This is a genomic window from Turneriella parva DSM 21527 (assembly GCF_000266885.1).
GTDB classification, from domain to species: domain Bacteria; phylum Spirochaetota; class Leptospiria; order Turneriellales; family Turneriellaceae; genus Turneriella; species Turneriella parva.
Map to the genome: position 1 here is coordinate 3,930,242 of NC_018020.1, position 14,481 is coordinate 3,944,722.

At 53.9% G+C, this 14,481-nt stretch carries 17 protein-coding genes and 1 pseudogene; 10 read left to right on the forward strand and 8 right to left on the reverse strand.

Annotated elements, in window-relative coordinates; translation table 11 throughout:
• Positions 1-29: 29 nt before the first annotated feature.
• Positions 30-911, reverse strand: a complete 882-nt coding sequence (locus TURPA_RS18935) for a ferredoxin reductase domain-containing protein (protein ID WP_014804874.1) — start codon at positions 909-911, stop codon at positions 30-32.
• A gap of 143 nt (positions 912-1,054) precedes the next feature.
• A pseudogene (locus TURPA_RS18940) lies at positions 1,055-1,276 on the reverse strand (FmdB family zinc ribbon protein); the annotation flags it as partial.
• 79 nt (positions 1,277-1,355) lie between these two features.
• Between TURPA_RS18940 and TURPA_RS18945 the strand changes: the two are divergent.
• The 5 genes from TURPA_RS18945 to TURPA_RS18965 all read left to right on the forward strand — a co-directional run bounded on the left by TURPA_RS18945 (position 1,356) and on the right by TURPA_RS18965 (position 4,513).
• Positions 1,356-1,958, forward strand: a complete 603-nt coding sequence (locus tag TURPA_RS18945; protein WP_014804876.1) for a hypothetical protein — start codon at positions 1,356-1,358, stop codon at positions 1,956-1,958.
• Between the two features lie 82 nt (positions 1,959-2,040).
• Positions 2,041-2,835 carry a prohibitin family protein gene (locus TURPA_RS18950; protein ID WP_041948704.1) on the forward strand — a complete coding sequence of 265 codons (795 nt, stop codon included), beginning with the start codon at positions 2,041-2,043 and terminating at the stop codon, positions 2,833-2,835.
• 36 nt (positions 2,836-2,871) lie between these two features.
• Positions 2,872-3,174, forward strand: coding sequence for a YbaB/EbfC family nucleoid-associated protein (locus TURPA_RS18955; RefSeq protein WP_014804878.1), 303 nt, complete (start codon positions 2,872-2,874; stop codon positions 3,172-3,174).
• A 26-nt stretch (positions 3,175-3,200) separates the two neighbouring features.
• Positions 3,201-3,809 (forward strand): recombination mediator RecR, encoded by a 609-nt coding sequence (recR, locus tag TURPA_RS18960; RefSeq protein ID WP_014804879.1) that lies wholly within the window; start codon positions 3,201-3,203, stop codon positions 3,807-3,809.
• The gene (locus TURPA_RS18965) at positions 3,806-4,513 is read left to right on the forward strand and encodes a glycosyltransferase family 2 protein (protein WP_014804880.1); all 708 of its coding nucleotides are present in this window, start codon (positions 3,806-3,808) and stop codon (positions 4,511-4,513) included. Before recR ends, TURPA_RS18965 begins: the two co-directional genes overlap by 4 nt.
• A 23-nt stretch (positions 4,514-4,536) precedes the next feature.
• Here the strand turns inward: TURPA_RS18965 and TURPA_RS18970 are convergent, their stop codons facing one another.
• Positions 4,537-5,340, reverse strand: a complete 804-nt coding sequence (locus TURPA_RS18970) for an RMD1 family protein (protein WP_014804881.1) — start codon at positions 5,338-5,340, stop codon at positions 4,537-4,539.
• Positions 5,341-5,405: 65 nt separating this feature from the next.
• On the opposite strand from TURPA_RS18970, the gene TURPA_RS18975 reads away from it, so the two are divergent.
• Entirely contained in the window at positions 5,406-6,287 is an 882-nt protein-coding gene (locus TURPA_RS18975) for a M23 family metallopeptidase (RefSeq protein ID WP_014804882.1), read from the forward strand.
• 130 nt (positions 6,288-6,417) lie between these two features.
• On the opposite strand, the gene TURPA_RS18980 is transcribed toward TURPA_RS18975, so the two are convergent.
• The 3 genes from TURPA_RS18980 to TURPA_RS18990 are packed head-to-tail and all read right to left on the reverse strand — an operon-like array spanning position 6,418 to position 9,617.
• Positions 6,418-7,053 carry a DNA-3-methyladenine glycosylase family protein gene (locus TURPA_RS18980; protein WP_014804883.1) on the reverse strand — a complete coding sequence of 212 codons (636 nt, stop codon included), beginning with the start codon at positions 7,051-7,053 and terminating at the stop codon, positions 6,418-6,420.
• Positions 7,043-7,783, reverse strand: coding sequence for a 3-deoxy-manno-octulosonate cytidylyltransferase (gene kdsB / locus TURPA_RS18985; RefSeq protein ID WP_014804884.1), 741 nt, complete (start codon positions 7,781-7,783; stop codon positions 7,043-7,045). The genes TURPA_RS18980 and kdsB overlap by 11 nt, the downstream gene beginning before the upstream one ends.
• A gap of 1 nt (position 7,784) precedes the next feature.
• Positions 7,785-9,617 carry a hypothetical protein gene (locus TURPA_RS18990; protein WP_014804885.1) on the reverse strand — a complete coding sequence of 611 codons (1,833 nt, stop codon included), beginning with the start codon at positions 9,615-9,617 and terminating at the stop codon, positions 7,785-7,787.
• Between the two features lie 87 nt (positions 9,618-9,704).
• Between TURPA_RS18990 and rpmE the strand changes: the two genes are divergently transcribed.
• Together rpmE and TURPA_RS19000 are read left to right on the forward strand one after the other, a co-directional pair.
• Positions 9,705-9,905 (forward strand): 50S ribosomal protein L31, encoded by a 201-nt coding sequence (gene rpmE / locus TURPA_RS18995; protein ID WP_014804886.1) that lies wholly within the window; start codon positions 9,705-9,707, stop codon positions 9,903-9,905.
• A gap of 36 nt (positions 9,906-9,941) precedes the next feature.
• Positions 9,942-10,766, forward strand: a complete 825-nt coding sequence (locus TURPA_RS19000) for a sterol desaturase family protein (RefSeq protein WP_014804887.1) — start codon at positions 9,942-9,944, stop codon at positions 10,764-10,766.
• On the opposite strand, the gene TURPA_RS23035 is transcribed toward TURPA_RS19000, so the two are convergent.
• Positions 10,763-11,179: a type II toxin-antitoxin system VapC family toxin gene (locus TURPA_RS23035; protein WP_014804888.1), complete on the reverse strand. Its 417-nt coding sequence runs from the start codon at positions 11,177-11,179 to the stop codon at positions 10,763-10,765. The genes TURPA_RS19000 and TURPA_RS23035 overlap by 4 nt on opposite strands.
• Positions 11,170-11,406 (reverse strand): type II toxin-antitoxin system Phd/YefM family antitoxin, encoded by a 237-nt coding sequence (locus tag TURPA_RS19010; RefSeq protein ID WP_014804889.1) that lies wholly within the window; start codon positions 11,404-11,406, stop codon positions 11,170-11,172. The genes TURPA_RS23035 and TURPA_RS19010 overlap by 10 nt, the downstream gene beginning before the upstream one ends.
• A gap of 211 nt (positions 11,407-11,617) precedes the next feature.
• Here TURPA_RS19010 and TURPA_RS19015 point away from each other — a divergent pair, with 211 nt between their 5' ends.
• Both TURPA_RS19015 and TURPA_RS19020 read left to right on the forward strand, forming a co-directional pair.
• Positions 11,618-13,123, forward strand: a complete 1,506-nt coding sequence (locus TURPA_RS19015; RefSeq protein ID WP_014804890.1) for a fumarate hydratase — start codon at positions 11,618-11,620, stop codon at positions 13,121-13,123.
• 74 nt (positions 13,124-13,197) lie between these two features.
• Positions 13,198-14,478: a putative Na+/H+ antiporter gene (locus TURPA_RS19020; protein WP_014804891.1), complete on the forward strand. Its 1,281-nt coding sequence runs from the start codon at positions 13,198-13,200 to the stop codon at positions 14,476-14,478.
• Positions 14,479-14,481 lie beyond the last annotated feature (3 nt).

The following is a 14,481-nucleotide window of genomic DNA, read 5'->3' on the forward strand; positions in this document are numbered from 1 at the left end:
GTGCCGTAGGCGGAGGGGGACACGCAACATTAGTAAACTTCCTCGACGATGCGGTGCTCGAGTTTTGCGTAGTAGTCATCACCCGCGCCGTTTTGTTTAGCGAGCGCGTTGATCGCCCCTGAGACACCCGCTTCCATACCTTTGAGGCCGCACATGTAGATGATGCTGCGCTCGTCATGTATCACCGGCCAGAGTTTGCCGCCATGGTCATGAATCAGGTCGCCGACGTAGTAGCGCCCGCCCGAGGCATTTTTCATTTCACGGCTGAGCGCTTTCAGGTACAAGAAGTTCGGCTGCGTGTATTGAATGAACTCTTCATGGTACAGAAGCTCTGCCTTGGTCTTCACACCAAACAGCAGATAGACCGGCGCGTTAAAGCCGGGAGTGTGTTTAAAGAGGCGCTGCAGAAAACCGCGAAACGGGGCGATGCCGGTTCCCGTAGCGATAAAGATATAGGGTCGGTTTATATCCTCAGTTATAGGCAAAGCAAACTTTCTGCCGGCCGGGCCCGTGAGCGTGATCTCGTCGCCGGGTTTTGCATCGCAGAGAAAGTTCGACGCGACGCCGCGGTAGACCTGCCCGGTGGCTTCGTCTTTCGTGATCGCGCGCTTCACGCAGAGCGTCAGATTTTCGCTGCCCTCGATGCGCGAAGCGAGCGACGCGATCGAATAGAGCCGCACCGCATGAGGATTTCCCTTTTCATTGAGGCCGGGTGGCAGCACGCCGACACTCTGCCCGTCGAGATAGTTCATCTCGCGTGCGTCGAGCACAATGTGCCGAACATCATTCTCGTCGCCTTCGCGAAAGAGAATGCGGTTCTCTAGCACCTTCGCCTTGAGCGGATTGGCCTTTTTATACGTATTGACTTCGACCGTGGGCCGTACGAATTCTTTTACTTCTGTTTCAGACACTTGTGTTTACCTTGGCCCTGTTCGGGAGATCAGTGTGCGCAACCCGGCCCGCACGAATGGGCAGACTTCGACTCACCACTGCCCGCCGCGGGCGACGCTGCGCCGCCGGCAGAATCAGATTTCGCGGTTTCGGTTTTTTCTTTGGTTGCAGTCGATGACGCCGCCGAACCTGCGCCACCCGACTTCTTGTAATCGTTGACGTAGAAACCGGCGCCTTTGAAGACAATGCCAGCACCTAGACTCACCTGCCTCGACGTGTTCACCGAGGTGCATTCGGGGCATGTCACCTGCGGGGTTTCATGCATGCCGTGAAATTTTTCAAATATGCGGCCGCAGTCGGCGCACTTGTAATCATATGTTGGCATACGATCAATATACAACAAAAAATCACGCCGTCAAGTCTACTTGACGGCCCCCGCAAGCCCTAAGCTTTCGCCTGAGTCGATGATCAAAGACCTCAAACATGCGCACCATCGGCTTCCGTGGTTCGGGCTCTGGCGCATTCGCCGGCGCATCAATAAAGTAACCCGCCAGCTGCTGCAGAAGCTGCGCAAAGACAAGAAGTCTCTCGTAGAATATGGCAATCTACGCCACGGCAAACCATGGGGTTTGCGTGAGAACCGCGAACTCGTCTGGACATTTCTGGTCGACCTCTTGGCCGAAAGGCCGCTGATTTATAAAATAGTCTACAATATCGACGAGGCTCGTTACACCTGCTATTCGCGGTCGGGCGGCCGCAATGAAATGGCGAATGTACTGCAGTTCACCTCAGACGACATCGACGAACTGGTCGCGCGCCTCAATATGCTCGCAGCAGAAATACCGGCAATGCGCGAGCGCATGCTGAGGCAGCACCTCTACACGCTGCGTGCAGAAAAGACACCGAAACGCTGGCTTGACCTCTTTCGTAAAAAAGCCCCCGAAGAAGAGATGCAGACCCTGTCGATGCTGCGCGAGGTCGTTCAGTCCATGCTGACGCAGAATAAGATTTCACGCAATGAGGCGCTTAAACTCATGGCCTACGCAGAGACGCTCGGCTCAGATTAGCCTGCCCGGGAACCAACACCACGATTTCGTGGTCTGCCCAGCGGGCTGCTTGCCGGCCAGAGTGAACAAAAAGGGGGATCTCATGACCAAACGAAGCATTACCGCTGCCATAATCGGCGCCGCACTTCTTACCGGCGCCTGTACCACGATTCACCAGGGCAACCTCGGAGTCGAACGCAAATTCGGTAAACAGACCAATGAAATTCTCGACCCCGGTCTTTACTTCTACAACCCGATCTGGACGAGCATCATTGTCCTTTCGCTTTCACTGCAAAACCTCGAAGTAAAACTGGCGCTGCCCAGCAAAGAGGGTTTGAATGTCGAAGCAGAGATCTCGATCCTCTACAAGCTAAAAGAAGACAAAGTGCCCGCCCTGCTCGTTGAATTCGGTGGCACGGCCTTCGAAGAGAACGAGCAGCGTGTTGTCGTCAATGTGTTCCGTTCGGCGGCAGCCGACGTATCGGCACGCTTTCTGGCAAAAGACATGCACAGCGGCAAACGTTCTGAAATCGAAGCTGAAATTCTGAAGGCAATGCGTGATGTACTCGAAAGCAAGGGTTTCATGATCGACCGCGTGCTGATGAAAAGCATTAAGCTGCCGCCGGGCCTCTACGCCGCGATCGAAGACAAGCTGCGCGCCGAGCAAGACGCACAGCGCATGGAATATGTGCTGCAGCAAGAGCACCGTGAGGCTGAGCGGCGCAAGGTTGAGGCAGCCGGTGTGCGCGACTCGCAAAAGATTCTGAACCAGGGCCTCAGCAAAGAAATTATCATGCTGCGCAGCATCGAGGCGTTTCGCGAACTCGCGAAATCGCCCAACACGAAGGTGATCATCACCGACGGCAAGACACCGATGCTCGTGCCCGAACCGAAGTAGCTTTACGCGCCATGCGCCGCACCACCTCGGGAGCTTATGGGACTAGGTGATATAAAAGACATGATGAGCCAGATGCGCGCCGCGCAGCAGCAGATGAAGCAGGTGCAGAAGAAGCTCGGCGATATGCGCGTGAGCGCTGAAACTGGCGGCGGTACCGTCAAAGTGACCGTCGACGGCGAAGCAAACCTCATCGACCTCGAAATTGACCCGGCTCTGCTCGACGCCGATGAAATCAAGGTGCTGCCGAAGCTGATCAAAAAAGCGATTCAATCGGCGCAAAAAGATGCCCGCAAGCAGGTCATGTCAGACATGAAAGGCATGCTGGGAAACATGATGTGAGGCTTTGCCTCACATCATGTTGAAATATGCCTCCTGAGCTATTGGCCGCCATCGAGGCCATTCAATCGCTTCCCGGTATCGGCCGGCGCTCCGCGATGCGTATAGTTTTTTCTCTGATCGAAGGCGGCAAAACCCGTGTTGAAAACTTTAACCACGCATTGACCGAACTTGTCACGCGCATCACGGCCTGCAGCCGCTGCGGTGCGTATACGAGCCGCGGTGCAGACCCTGCAGCGACGGGCTGCGTCTACTGCGATAATCCGCGGCGAGACAGTGCAAGCCTCTGCGTCGTTGAGCAGCCGTCAGATATTTATGCCGTCGAAAACACAGGCGAACACCGCGGCCTCTACCATGTGCTGGGCGGCGTGCTTTCACCACTCGATGGCATCGGCCCCGAAGAACTACACCTGCCAGAACTTGCCGAGCGCGCCGCGCGGCTCGGTATTAAAGAAGTCATCGTCGCGGCGAACCCGAGTGTCGAGGGCAATGCGACAGCGCACTACATCGCCGATCTCTTGAAACCGAGCGGCATTCGCGTGACGCGCATCGCGACCGGGCTGGCGCTGGGCCAAATGCTCGATTTTGCCGAGACGCAGGCAATTTCACAGTCAATACGCCAGCGGGTCGATCTGTGATCGCGGCTGTAATTCCGGTTCTCAATGAAGAAAAATCCATTGGTCTTGTGGCCAAAGACCTTCTGGCTACCGCTAAACGCGAAAAGCTCAAAATACAGATCATTGTTTGTGACAATGGCTCGACCGATAAGACGGCAGTCGTCGCAAAAAAAGCAGGATGTCTCGTCGTCACCGAGCCGGCGCGAGGTTACGGGTCTGCGTGCTTACGGGCTCTGCAAGAAGTCCCTGCTGCGGCCAAAGTTGTACTCTTTATCGACGGCGACTATTCTGATTTTCCCGAAGAGTTTCCCCATCTGGTTGGCCCTATTCTCACCGGCGCCGCAGATCTGGTCATCGGTTCGCGAACCCTGGCAGGGGCCGTCAGAGACCGCGGCTCGCTCACCCCGCAGCAACGCTTCGGCAACTGGCTTGCGACATTCTTGATTCGCCTGTTCTTTAGGCAGAGGTATTCAGATCTGGGCCCCTTCAGGGCGATCAGCCGCAGCGCTCTGCAGGCACTCAATATGCAAGACCGCAATTTCGGCTGGACAGTCGAGATGCAGATACGTGCGGTCAGGAAAAACCTGCGCATTGCCGAAGTACCCGTCAGTTACCGCAGGCGTATCGGCGTTTCAAAAATTTCGGGCACGATCAAAGGTTCTGTTTTGGCCGGGTACATTATTCTAAAAACGATATTCAAAGAGTTTCTCCGCAAGGCCTGCTAACAGTTTCCTTTCTCAGGAAACTGTTAATGAAAGATTTTGAACTTGTCGCCAATCAGGTCTAAGACCTCGATCAAAATCAAAACCGTGATCACGATCTCAATGCGGTGGCTTTGCGCATTGACGTGCAGCTCGTTCATCATGTGCAGGTTTTCTTCGATGATGCGAAAGCTGCCTTCGACTTCTTCGAAGCGCACTTTGAGATCCAGCGACTGCACCATACCGTGGTGCACGCGTCCCAACAGGTCGTTTTCCCACACTTCATCGAGCGCCTGAAAGATATAGAAGTGCTCGGCGATACGATTCTTTACAGTCATTACCCTGCCGATAAACTGGTTGAGCTGCTTTTCACGCAGCCTGATCTTGCCTGACTTTGCTATCTCTTCCGCGCGGCTCTTGACCGATTCAAGCAGTGCCGCAGCGATCTGCTGAAAATAGTCGAGTGTCACCGAGTAGGCGAGATTCTGCATGACCACCCGTAGAACGTCGTCGCTCGCTTTTGGCACTTTGATCTCTGACGGTATCGCATGCGGTTTGCCCGCGCCGAGCTTCAGGTCATGGTCTTCGCTGAGCGCCTTTTCGTGCAGACCGTCTGCATGCGCGCGCACGTTCTGCAATGCCAGCTGCTGCTCGGCTTCAGGCACGTTGTAGAAAACGACTGCGCCAAAACTGTAGATGCTGTAACACGAATTTTTGCCGAGGCGAATAAAAATTTCGCGGTCGAGCACGGTCATCGTTTCATGCGTCGATGCGGCGGCGATGGGCCCGAGGTGAATCGATTCGGCGATCGAATACGAATGGAGTTTCATCGCACCGCGTTGGTAAAGCATATCTGTCCCGCAAGCACAAAGCGCGATTGGTTTGACGCGGTCTTTTTTTTACGTTTACTGTCCCCATGGGGCGCTTTACTTTCGTCAGCTGTCTGTTGTTTACCGGCGCAGTGCCAGTGATCGCGGCAGAGACGGGCCTCGACTGGCCTGTAGAGAAAGACAAAAAATACCAGATCAGCTCGACCTTCGGCGAATCGCGGCTCGACCATTTTCACAACGGCATCGATCTGCCGGGCGAAGGCATGAAAGTTATCACTCCCCGCGATGGGCGGGTGCTATACCGCATACAAACTGAGTTTACGCCCGGTGAAATGCCGTTCGGCGGTGGCAATACGCTCATCGTCGACCACGGCGACCAGTGGACCGGCTACATGCACCTGAAGACGATGGCCGATGCGGTGCTGCAATCGTTCAAACTGACCGCGGGCGAAAAGCTGGGCACTTCGGGCAACACCGGCCACTCAGGCGGGCCACACCTTCACTTCTTTATATACGATGCCGCAAACCGGGCGATGCTGAACCCCCTTATCGTCATGCCGCATACCTACTACGCCGATACCCGGCCTCCCGAGGCGAAAGACTGGGGTGTGCTGCTCGCCGATAAGTTTGCGAGCGTTAATCCCGATAAAGGCTTTCGCCTGACGAGTGACTATCCAGTTTACCTGCTATTGCAAGACCACGGCACCGGTCGCGAACGCTGGGGAGTTTATGAGTACAAGGTCTCGATCGATGACAAAGAAGTGATGTCGGCGAGGTTCGACCGCATTCTTTTCAAAGACGACGCCTGGCAGCTCGGCACTGGCCAGGCATTCGAAGACATCTTCTTCAAAAACTACTACTCGCTCACAACGCAGGTGCGCCGCTCGAAAAAAGTCGGCATAGAGGCGAAAGATATCAAGGGCAATACTTTCGCCAAAACATACGAGTTGAAAATACAACAGAACTAGGCTGCACGTCGCGAAAAGCCCCCGAAAATTGAATAGCCTCGCAATTCGCCAGCGAATTGCTGCTAAAGCGCTTCGCTGCTATTCAATTTTCGGGCGCGACGCGCAGCCTACGGAATGTCTGCGACATTCCTTAGTATTCCACCGGTATAGGATCCAGCGAGCGCCAGAGGTACCAGGTGGCGACGGTCGCGTAAGGCGACCAGGGCGCGGCGGTTTTGCGGACCTTTTCAAGCGGCACCTTTCGGCCCTCAAAATAATGCAGTTCAATTGCCCGCACGAGGCCCACGTCACCCAGTGGTAAAATGTCGGGCCGCCAGAGATTGAACATCATATACATGTCGGCTGTCCACGGGCCAATACCGTGCAGTGCAACCAGCGTCTTCTTCACTTCTGCATCCTGCATGCGCGCTAGTTTCTGCCCATTCAGATGACCCGAGACGTAACGCTCTGAAAGATTCTGCAGATAGCTCACCTTGCGCTCTGAGAGCCCGCAGGCCCGCAGCGCTTTTGTATTCAGCGCGAGAATCTTAGCGGGATCTATCTTCGTCATGCGGCCCTGCGCGGCAGCGACGACCCGCGCCCAAATGGAATCGGCTGCTTTCACCGAAATCTGCTGGCCGACAATCGCGCGCGCAAGCGTGGTGAATGAATCTTTTTTGAGCCGCAGCTTCACCTCAGGGTATTTCGCAATAATTGCTGCGAGTGTTTTGTCGCTGCGCTGCAGGTGGGTGGTTGCTGTGTCCCAGTAATGCGGTTTAGACGGCATGCTGCAGAATCTGTTCGACGCGCTTAATGTCTTCGGGCACATCGACGCCCGGCGAATCTTCGCGGGCAATATGCACAAAGATATTGAAGCCGTTATAAAGAAAGCGCAGCTGCTCGAGGCTTTCGGCCTCTTCGAGCGCAGCGACCGGCAGCTTGGCCAGCTTCAGCAATGCCTCGCGCGAATAGGCATAGAGCCCCTGGTGCTTGAGCGCCGGCAGCGAGGCCCTCACATCTTTGCGATAGAACGGAATGCGCGAGCGTGAAAAATAGAGCGCGCGCGCATCGTGCGCGAGCACAACCTTGACCATGTTTTCATTCGCCTCGTCGGCCTCGTTTGAAAAAGGCACAGCGGTCGTTGCGATATGGCAGTCTTCACCATGCTCCCGAAAGAGCGCCACAGCGCCCGATATATTCGCAGCAGGCAGCAGAGGTTCATCGCCCTGCACATTGACGTAGTGCGTAAAACCAGAGAACTTTGACGCCACTTCAACGATGCGATCGAAACCCGAGACATGGTCGTCACGCGTCATGACCGCTTCGCCACCGAACTGCCTGACAGCATCGGCAATGCGCGCATCGTCGGTTGCGACGACGACGTGATCGAGGTCGGTGCACTTCTTCGCCGCGCCATAAACCCATTCAATCATGGGCTTGCCGGCGATCAGGGCTAGCGGTTTACCGGGAAAACGCGTCGAAGCATAGCGCGCAGGGATAACGCCCAAAGCGCGCATGTCAGATTTCGGTAGAATCTGCCGGCGCAGGCGTCGAACTGCCGAAGGTTGAACCGAAAGACTCGGTCATCTCTTCGTCGGTCATCGGCGTCAGCGGAAACAGGTCACCGTTGGCGAGACGCTCTTTAAATGCCACGGCGAAACAGTAGGCGTCCATAATGCACTGCTTGATGGGTTTGCCGTTCAGGCGTTTCGATTTCTCAAAATCAGAATCGAATTTCATGAGGTCTTCCATATTGCCGACGATCTGCTTTGCATTTTTCATGTCTGAGATGAGAAATGCCATCGATTTTGCGACGTTGTCCATGAAAGTGCGAATGAGACCACGGGTATTTCGGCCCTCCATGTCTGCCCGGCCCTTCGCCTTTTCTTCAAGCTTTGACTTCTCTATATAATTGGTCGATTTACGGTCGCGCGCGGCTTTGTATTCCTGCAGCATCTCTTCGTATTTTTCGTACGCTTTGATAATCGCGCGCGACTCATTATAGAGGTCGGCCATCTGCTTCTTGTAGTCCGATTTGACCCCGCCCGAGTAGTCGACGTTGATCTGAATCTTATTCGTGGTGAGCACGAATGAATATTCGTAGTCGAACTCCATGAAATAGAGGTATGAAAGCAGAATGCGGTCATTGATCGCTACTTTCTCAAGCATACGCTTCGACTTGTCGTACCTCTCAACAAGCTGGGGGGGATTTCTCACCTTCATGAGAGAGTAGCCATATTGATACTCTTTTGTGTCGTAAATGCCGCCCTTTTTCTCTTCTTCTTTCTTTTCTTCGGTAGCGGCCTCTGCCGCTTCTGTGCCTTCTCGTACTGCACCTTCAGCTGCATTTGACTCGAGAGTCGAGCCATCGCCCTTTTTGCGCTGCCCCAGCTTATCGCTTTGCGTTACCTGAATCGCCTTTTCGAGCAGCGGCGAGAACGGGGGGTAATCGATACCGTCAGCGAGGCAGATCAAATGAAACAATTTCGGAAAAGCCGTCTGAAATACCGCCTTGGCGTTGGTATGAAACCGCTTCTGCTTGATGATCATACCCTGCAGAGACTCTTGCGAGAGTTTTGCCTGCTGTGCCTCGGGCGTAAATATATCGAGCGCGAAACCCATCGCCTTTTTGAACGTTTCTTGAAACGGATAAAGAATGTAGAGCGTGCGATAGATCGACTTCAGCGAAGCCGACACCGTTTCTACCGGCACCGACGTGTTATTCTGCGCAGCTGTCGCGAACGCATTAAAGTATTCGCTGTTATAGAGGTGGTGCGCATACTCAAGGGTTTCCATAAGCAGCGGATTTTTCGCATCCAGACCATGCATGATCTTTTTACCAATCGACGGCCGCTGCAAAAACAGGTCATTGCAGATGAGGTTGAATTCAATGAGTGCCTGCTTCAGTTCAAGATTCAGAAACTGCACGAACTGGGGTTTGATATGCTTGCCCGAAAATGGTGCAACGCCCGCAAGAAAGCAGCGCAGGCGAATGACAAACCTCGCCCCGGGCCCGCTGAGTTTTTTGAGTGCCTTCTCATATTCTTGCCGGGCACGCTGCGCCTTTTCAGACTCTTCGCGCTCGCGCTCGCGCCTCAGCTGCGAAGGCAGCTTATTTTCGGCCACCGGGCCGCCACCACCACCGCCGACTGGCCGGCCTGAGGGACCACCTGATTTGGCTTCGGCTGCGCGCCGCGCATCTTCGGCCTTTTCGGCGATACTCTTTTCTCTGAGCACTTGCCCGCCCGCAGATTTAAAGCGGTCGAGCATTTCTTTGCGCTCTTGCGCATCGAGTTCATTGGCGCCTATTGCAGATCGGGTATCGTCGAATTCGTATTTGGCGTCGGGCATCGGTTACTTCGCAAAGAGCCTGTGCGATGCAAGGTCAAGCAGAATCATTTTCCTTGCCACCCTGTCTTGAAACGCGGTTTGGGCGATATGAAAGCAGGTATACATCCCGTTTATGAAGACGCGGTGATCCGTTGCGCATGCGGCGCGGAACACAAGACGCGCTCAACCAAAAAAGAAATCTTTGTCGAAATTTGCTCTAACTGCCACCCATTCTTCACTGGCAAGACCAAGCTGGTCGATACAGCAGGTCGCGTAGACAAATTCAAGAAAAAATACAAAATGAAATAAGGTTTGTTCCCCTCGGGGGCAATCCTTATTTAAACCATGCCTGCAATCTGTGAGCTGAGCTGGCAATGCGCGGGGCAAATAGCCCTGTTTCAGCTCAAGATGAACTTTGTTCGTTATTACCCGATTGCAGGGTTGGCATTTGTCATTTTCTGGGTCTGGAAAAAAGGCTATTTTCAGCGTTTCAAGATCCAGCAGGCGTTCCCTCGCTCAGAGCGCATTCGCTATGAAATTCTGCAATCCGCAGTCACCCTGATTGTCTTCACGCTGATTGGCGTAGCAACATTTGCCGCGCGCAAAGCGGGCTACCTGCCGGGTGAAATCTACCGCGACGCCGGCAAATATGGCGGTTGGCCTTACATGATCTTCACGATTGTGGCTGTAACTGTGTGGCATGAGACCTGGTTCTATTGGATGCACCGCCTCGTGCACCGCAAGAGACTCTATAAACATATTCACCTGGTTCACCATAAGTCCATAAACCCGACCCCGCTGGCGGCTTACAACTTTCATGCAATCGAGGCATTTCTTGAAGGTATATATCTGGTAATTTTCACCTGCCTCGTGCCGACCCAATTCTGGGTTCTGATGGGCCACACCTTCTATGCAATGATCATGAACATCTGGTGGCATCTGGGGTACGAATTTTTTCCCGCTGCCTGGGCATCGCATCCAATCTTGAGGTGGATTAACACCTCAACACACCACAATATGCACCATGCAAAGTTCGACGGTAACTACAGCCTGTACTTCAACTTCTGGGATCGCATCATGGGCACAAACTTTCCCGACTATGAGAAGCATTACGCTGAAGTGACGGCGCGGCGCAGGCAAGAGCGGGCCGATGCGGCGGCGGCTGTTTAGATTTTTTTGACTTTGAGTTTTTCGAGTTCGGCAATCGAACCCAGTTTCTTATCGCTCGTGACAAATTTGCCGGGCTTCATCACTAGTGCTGATGCCAACTGAATGTTATCCAAAGCTTTGTGCCCATATTTTTCAGCCAGCTTCTGCACTTTTGACTCAACAGTATCAGAAAGCGGCACGACCTCAAAATCCTTAAAATCTTCGAAAAAGGAGTCTATACACCGCGCATACTCGGCTTTCGAGATATCGCCTCGGTGCCGCCGAAAATTAAAAGCTGAGATCGCCTCAGCTTTGGTAACAGCACTGACTCTAATGTCATAAGAATCTTCAAATATCCCAAGAACTTCCCGGGTGCCCTCTTCGACAATATAACGCTTAACTAAAGCGGACGTATCGATGAATATTACCAGGATTCGTCCCGCATCTGCCGTATCGTTTCAGACATTGGAGGACCCTTAATTTTAATGGGCTCGAATTTTCTGTGCCAGCTTTTTTTCGCTTTCTTTGGCTGCTCTACTGGCACGATTTTCGCAACAACCTTGCCCCGCCTTTCAACGAGTATTGTATCCCCATTAGCGACGGCATCGAGGTTTTCGGCCAGATGTTGCCTGAGTTCTGAATAGGCGACGTTCAGCAGCATGTGTACAACCTATGCCTTCTTGTACAAGTCGGCAAGTGTTTTGTGATCTTGATTATCCGCGGGGGCATGTCGGCGTTCCAATATCGACATGGGAGTAGATTCCCGCTTTCGCGGGAAAGACCATGGTGCTACAACCACTGGGCCTAACGCCGTGTCGCCGTGGTTACCCTTATCTGATTTCCAACATAACTCAGAATTTCGCTAATGGCCTATGCCCACAGTCATCAAGCAAGACGACGTCATCGAATCGGTAGCTGGCGCGCTACAATATATTTCTTACTACCACCCGCCCGACTTTATCCAGGCAATGAAGAACGCGTATGAAAAAGAAGAGTCCCGTGCGGCCAAAGACGCTATGGCGCAGATTCTTCTGAACTCCCGCATGTCGGCAATCGGCCACCGCCCGCTTTGCCAGGATACCGGCATTGTATCGGTTTTCGTCAATGTCGGCATGGATGTGCAATGGAATGCAACGATGACTTTGGAAGACATGATCAACGAAGGTGTACGCCGTGCTTATATGCACCCTGACAATGTACTCCGCGCGTCGATTGTGAACGACCCGGCGGGTGCCCGCAAGAATACCAAGGACAACACGCCTGCCGTCATCTATACCCGACTCGTACCCGGCAATGAGGTAGAGATTACCGTTGCGGCAAAAGGTGGCGGTTCTGAGAACAAGGCAAAATTTGCTATGCTGAACCCTTCGGACAGCATTGTCGACTGGGTACTGAAAACCGTACCGACAATGGGCGCAGGCTGGTGCCCACCTGGCATGCTGGGTATCGGCATTGGCGGTACCGCGGACAAAGCGATGGTGATGGCAAAAGAATCGCTGATGGATCCGATTGACATCCAGGAGCTCATTGCACGCGGGCCACAGAACAAGGCTGAAGAGCTGCGCATTACCCTCTACAACGAGGTAAACAAACTGGGTATTGGTGCACAGGGCCTGGGTGGCCTCACCACAGTGCTCGACGTCAAAATCAAAGACTGTCCGACGCATGCTGCCTCGCTGCCGATTGCGATCATACCCAACTGCGCGGCGACGCGCCACGCGCACCTGACGCTCGATGGATCAGGCCCGGTTTATCTCGACCCACCGAAGATTGAAGACTGGCCGAATATTGAATGGAAGGCAGAGGGAGCGAAACGCGTTAACGTCAATGACCTCAAAAAAGAAGACCTCGCCGCCTTCAAACCCGGCGAGACGCTGTTGCTCACAGGGTCAATCCTCACTGGCCGCGACGCCGCACACAAGCGCATTGCCGACCTGATGGCAAAAGGAGAAAAACTGCCCGACGGTGTCGATTTCCACAACCGCTTCATCTACTACGTGGGCCCGGTCGACCCGGTGCGTGACGAAGTCGTTGGGCCTGCTGGCCCCACGACTGCGACCCGCATGGACAAGTTCACCGACATGATGCTCGAAAAGACCGGTCTCATCGGCATGATCGGCAAGTCAGAGCGTGGTCCGCAGGCGATTGAAGCAATTAAGAAACACAAAGCGATCTACCTCATGGCAGTTGGCGGCGCGGCCTACCTTGTTGCTAAGGCAATCAAGAAGTCGCGCGTGGTTGCGTTTGCCGACCTGGGCATGGAAGCGATTTACGAATTCGAGGTCGAGGATATGCCGGTTTCTGTTGCAGTCGACGTGAACGGCGAATCGGTGCACACCACCGGCCCGGCGCTCTGGAAGAAAAAAATCGCTGGTTAGTTTGTCAGAATATGCTGTAATAATCCCAAAGTCTTTTTTCATGGTACATTTGTCCTATATTTCGATACTTGCCCATGAACATACCCACCCCGACTTTGATGGAAGCGACCGGGGCAATTCTCTTTGCCCTGGCCGTCTTACACACGTTTTTTGTAGGCAAGTTTCACGACTGGGCGCATAACTTTCCGCACGGTTCGCTGAGGCAGAACCTCATTGAATTTCTCGCTGAGACTGAAATCGTCTTCGGCATGTGGGCCGCGCTGCTGTTTCTGATTATCATCGGCCAGAACCAGAGCGTCACCCCTGCGTCAAAATACATAGACAGCCTGAATTTCACCGAGGCGAAATTCGTACTCGCGATCATGGTTATGGCCGCTTCAAAACCGGTGTTGCGGGCGGCGGAGCAACTCATCAATGGCCTTGCGCGCCTTTTACCATTGCCTTCTGGCGCGGCGTTCTACTTTGTCGCGCTCGGCATCGGCCCGGTGCTCGGCTCATTCATCACCGAACCTGCGGCGATGACCTTAATCGCGCTGATTTTGCGCCAGCGGCTCTATAGCCGCGATGTATCAAAAACTTTCGCGTACGCAACTCTCGGCCTGTTGCTCGTGAATGTTTCAGTGGGGGGAGTTCTCACGCATTTCGCCGCGCCCCCCGTGCTGATGGTCGCGGGCAAATGGAACTGGGGTCTCAGCTATATGTTTATGCATTTCGGCTGGCGCGGCCTCTTGACGACTATCACCGGCACGATCATCGTCATGGCGCTCTTTACCCGTGAACTCAAAAAGATAGCGCCCGCAGAAGAACGAAAGGGCACGATTCCGGTGTGGCTGACGCTGATGCACCTCGCGCTGATTGGGCTCACCGTCGTGTTCGCACACCATGAAAACATCTTCTTCGGCATTTTTATGATCTTTTTGGGGTTGACTGTCGCCACGAAAGAGTACCAAGAACCTCTGAAATTGCGTGAAGGCCTGCTCGTCGGCTTCTTTCTTGCGGGTCTTGTCACGCTGGGCAGTTTGCAGGCTTTCTGGTTGAAGCCGCTGCTCGAATCGCTCGACGTCAACCAGCTCTATTTCGGCGCGACGGGCCTGACTGCCATCACCGATAATGCTGCGCTCACCTACCTTGGGTCACTTTCACCGGGCCTCAGCGAGCAAATGAAAATTGCACTGGTTGCGGGTGCAGTCACGGGCGGCGGCCTCACGGTCATCGCCAATGCGCCGAACCCGGCGGGTGTGGGTATACTCAGGCACAGCAAATTCTTTCAGGAGAATGGTTTATCCCCCCTGTTCTTGCTCTTAGGCGCCACGGGGCCGACCCTTGTCGCCATATTGTTTTTCTGGGTCTTGTAGTTT

Coding starts and splice junctions, on each gene's coding strand:
- rpmE (WP_014804886.1), top strand. CDS start 9,705: ATGAAAGCAGGTATACATCCCGTTTATGAAGACGCGGTGATCCGTTGC.
- TURPA_RS18950 (WP_041948704.1), top strand. CDS start 2,041: ATGACCAAACGAAGCATTACCGCTGCCATAATCGGCGCCGCACTTCTT.
- kdsB (WP_014804884.1), bottom strand. CDS start 7,783: ATGCGCGCTTTGGGCGTTATCCCTGCGCGCTATGCTTCGACGCGTTTT.
- TURPA_RS19015 (WP_014804890.1), top strand. CDS start 11,618: ATGCCCACAGTCATCAAGCAAGACGACGTCATCGAATCGGTAGCTGGC.
- TURPA_RS19000 (WP_014804887.1), top strand. CDS start 9,942: ATGCCTGCAATCTGTGAGCTGAGCTGGCAATGCGCGGGGCAAATAGCC.
- TURPA_RS18955 (WP_014804878.1), top strand. CDS start 2,872: ATGGGACTAGGTGATATAAAAGACATGATGAGCCAGATGCGCGCCGCG.
- TURPA_RS19010 (WP_014804889.1), bottom strand. CDS start 11,406: ATGCTGCTGAACGTCGCCTATTCAGAACTCAGGCAACATCTGGCCGAA.
- recR (WP_014804879.1), top strand. CDS start 3,201: ATGCCTCCTGAGCTATTGGCCGCCATCGAGGCCATTCAATCGCTTCCC.
- TURPA_RS18945 (WP_014804876.1), top strand. CDS start 1,356: ATGATCAAAGACCTCAAACATGCGCACCATCGGCTTCCGTGGTTCGGG.
- TURPA_RS18970 (WP_014804881.1), bottom strand. CDS start 5,340: ATGCTTTACCAACGCGGTGCGATGAAACTCCATTCGTATTCGATCGCC.
- TURPA_RS18990 (WP_014804885.1), bottom strand. CDS start 9,617: ATGCCCGACGCCAAATACGAATTCGACGATACCCGATCTGCAATAGGC.
- TURPA_RS18980 (WP_014804883.1), bottom strand. CDS start 7,053: ATGCCGTCTAAACCGCATTACTGGGACACAGCAACCACCCACCTGCAG.
- TURPA_RS18975 (WP_014804882.1), top strand. CDS start 5,406: ATGGGGCGCTTTACTTTCGTCAGCTGTCTGTTGTTTACCGGCGCAGTG.
- TURPA_RS19020 (WP_014804891.1), top strand. CDS start 13,198: ATGAACATACCCACCCCGACTTTGATGGAAGCGACCGGGGCAATTCTC.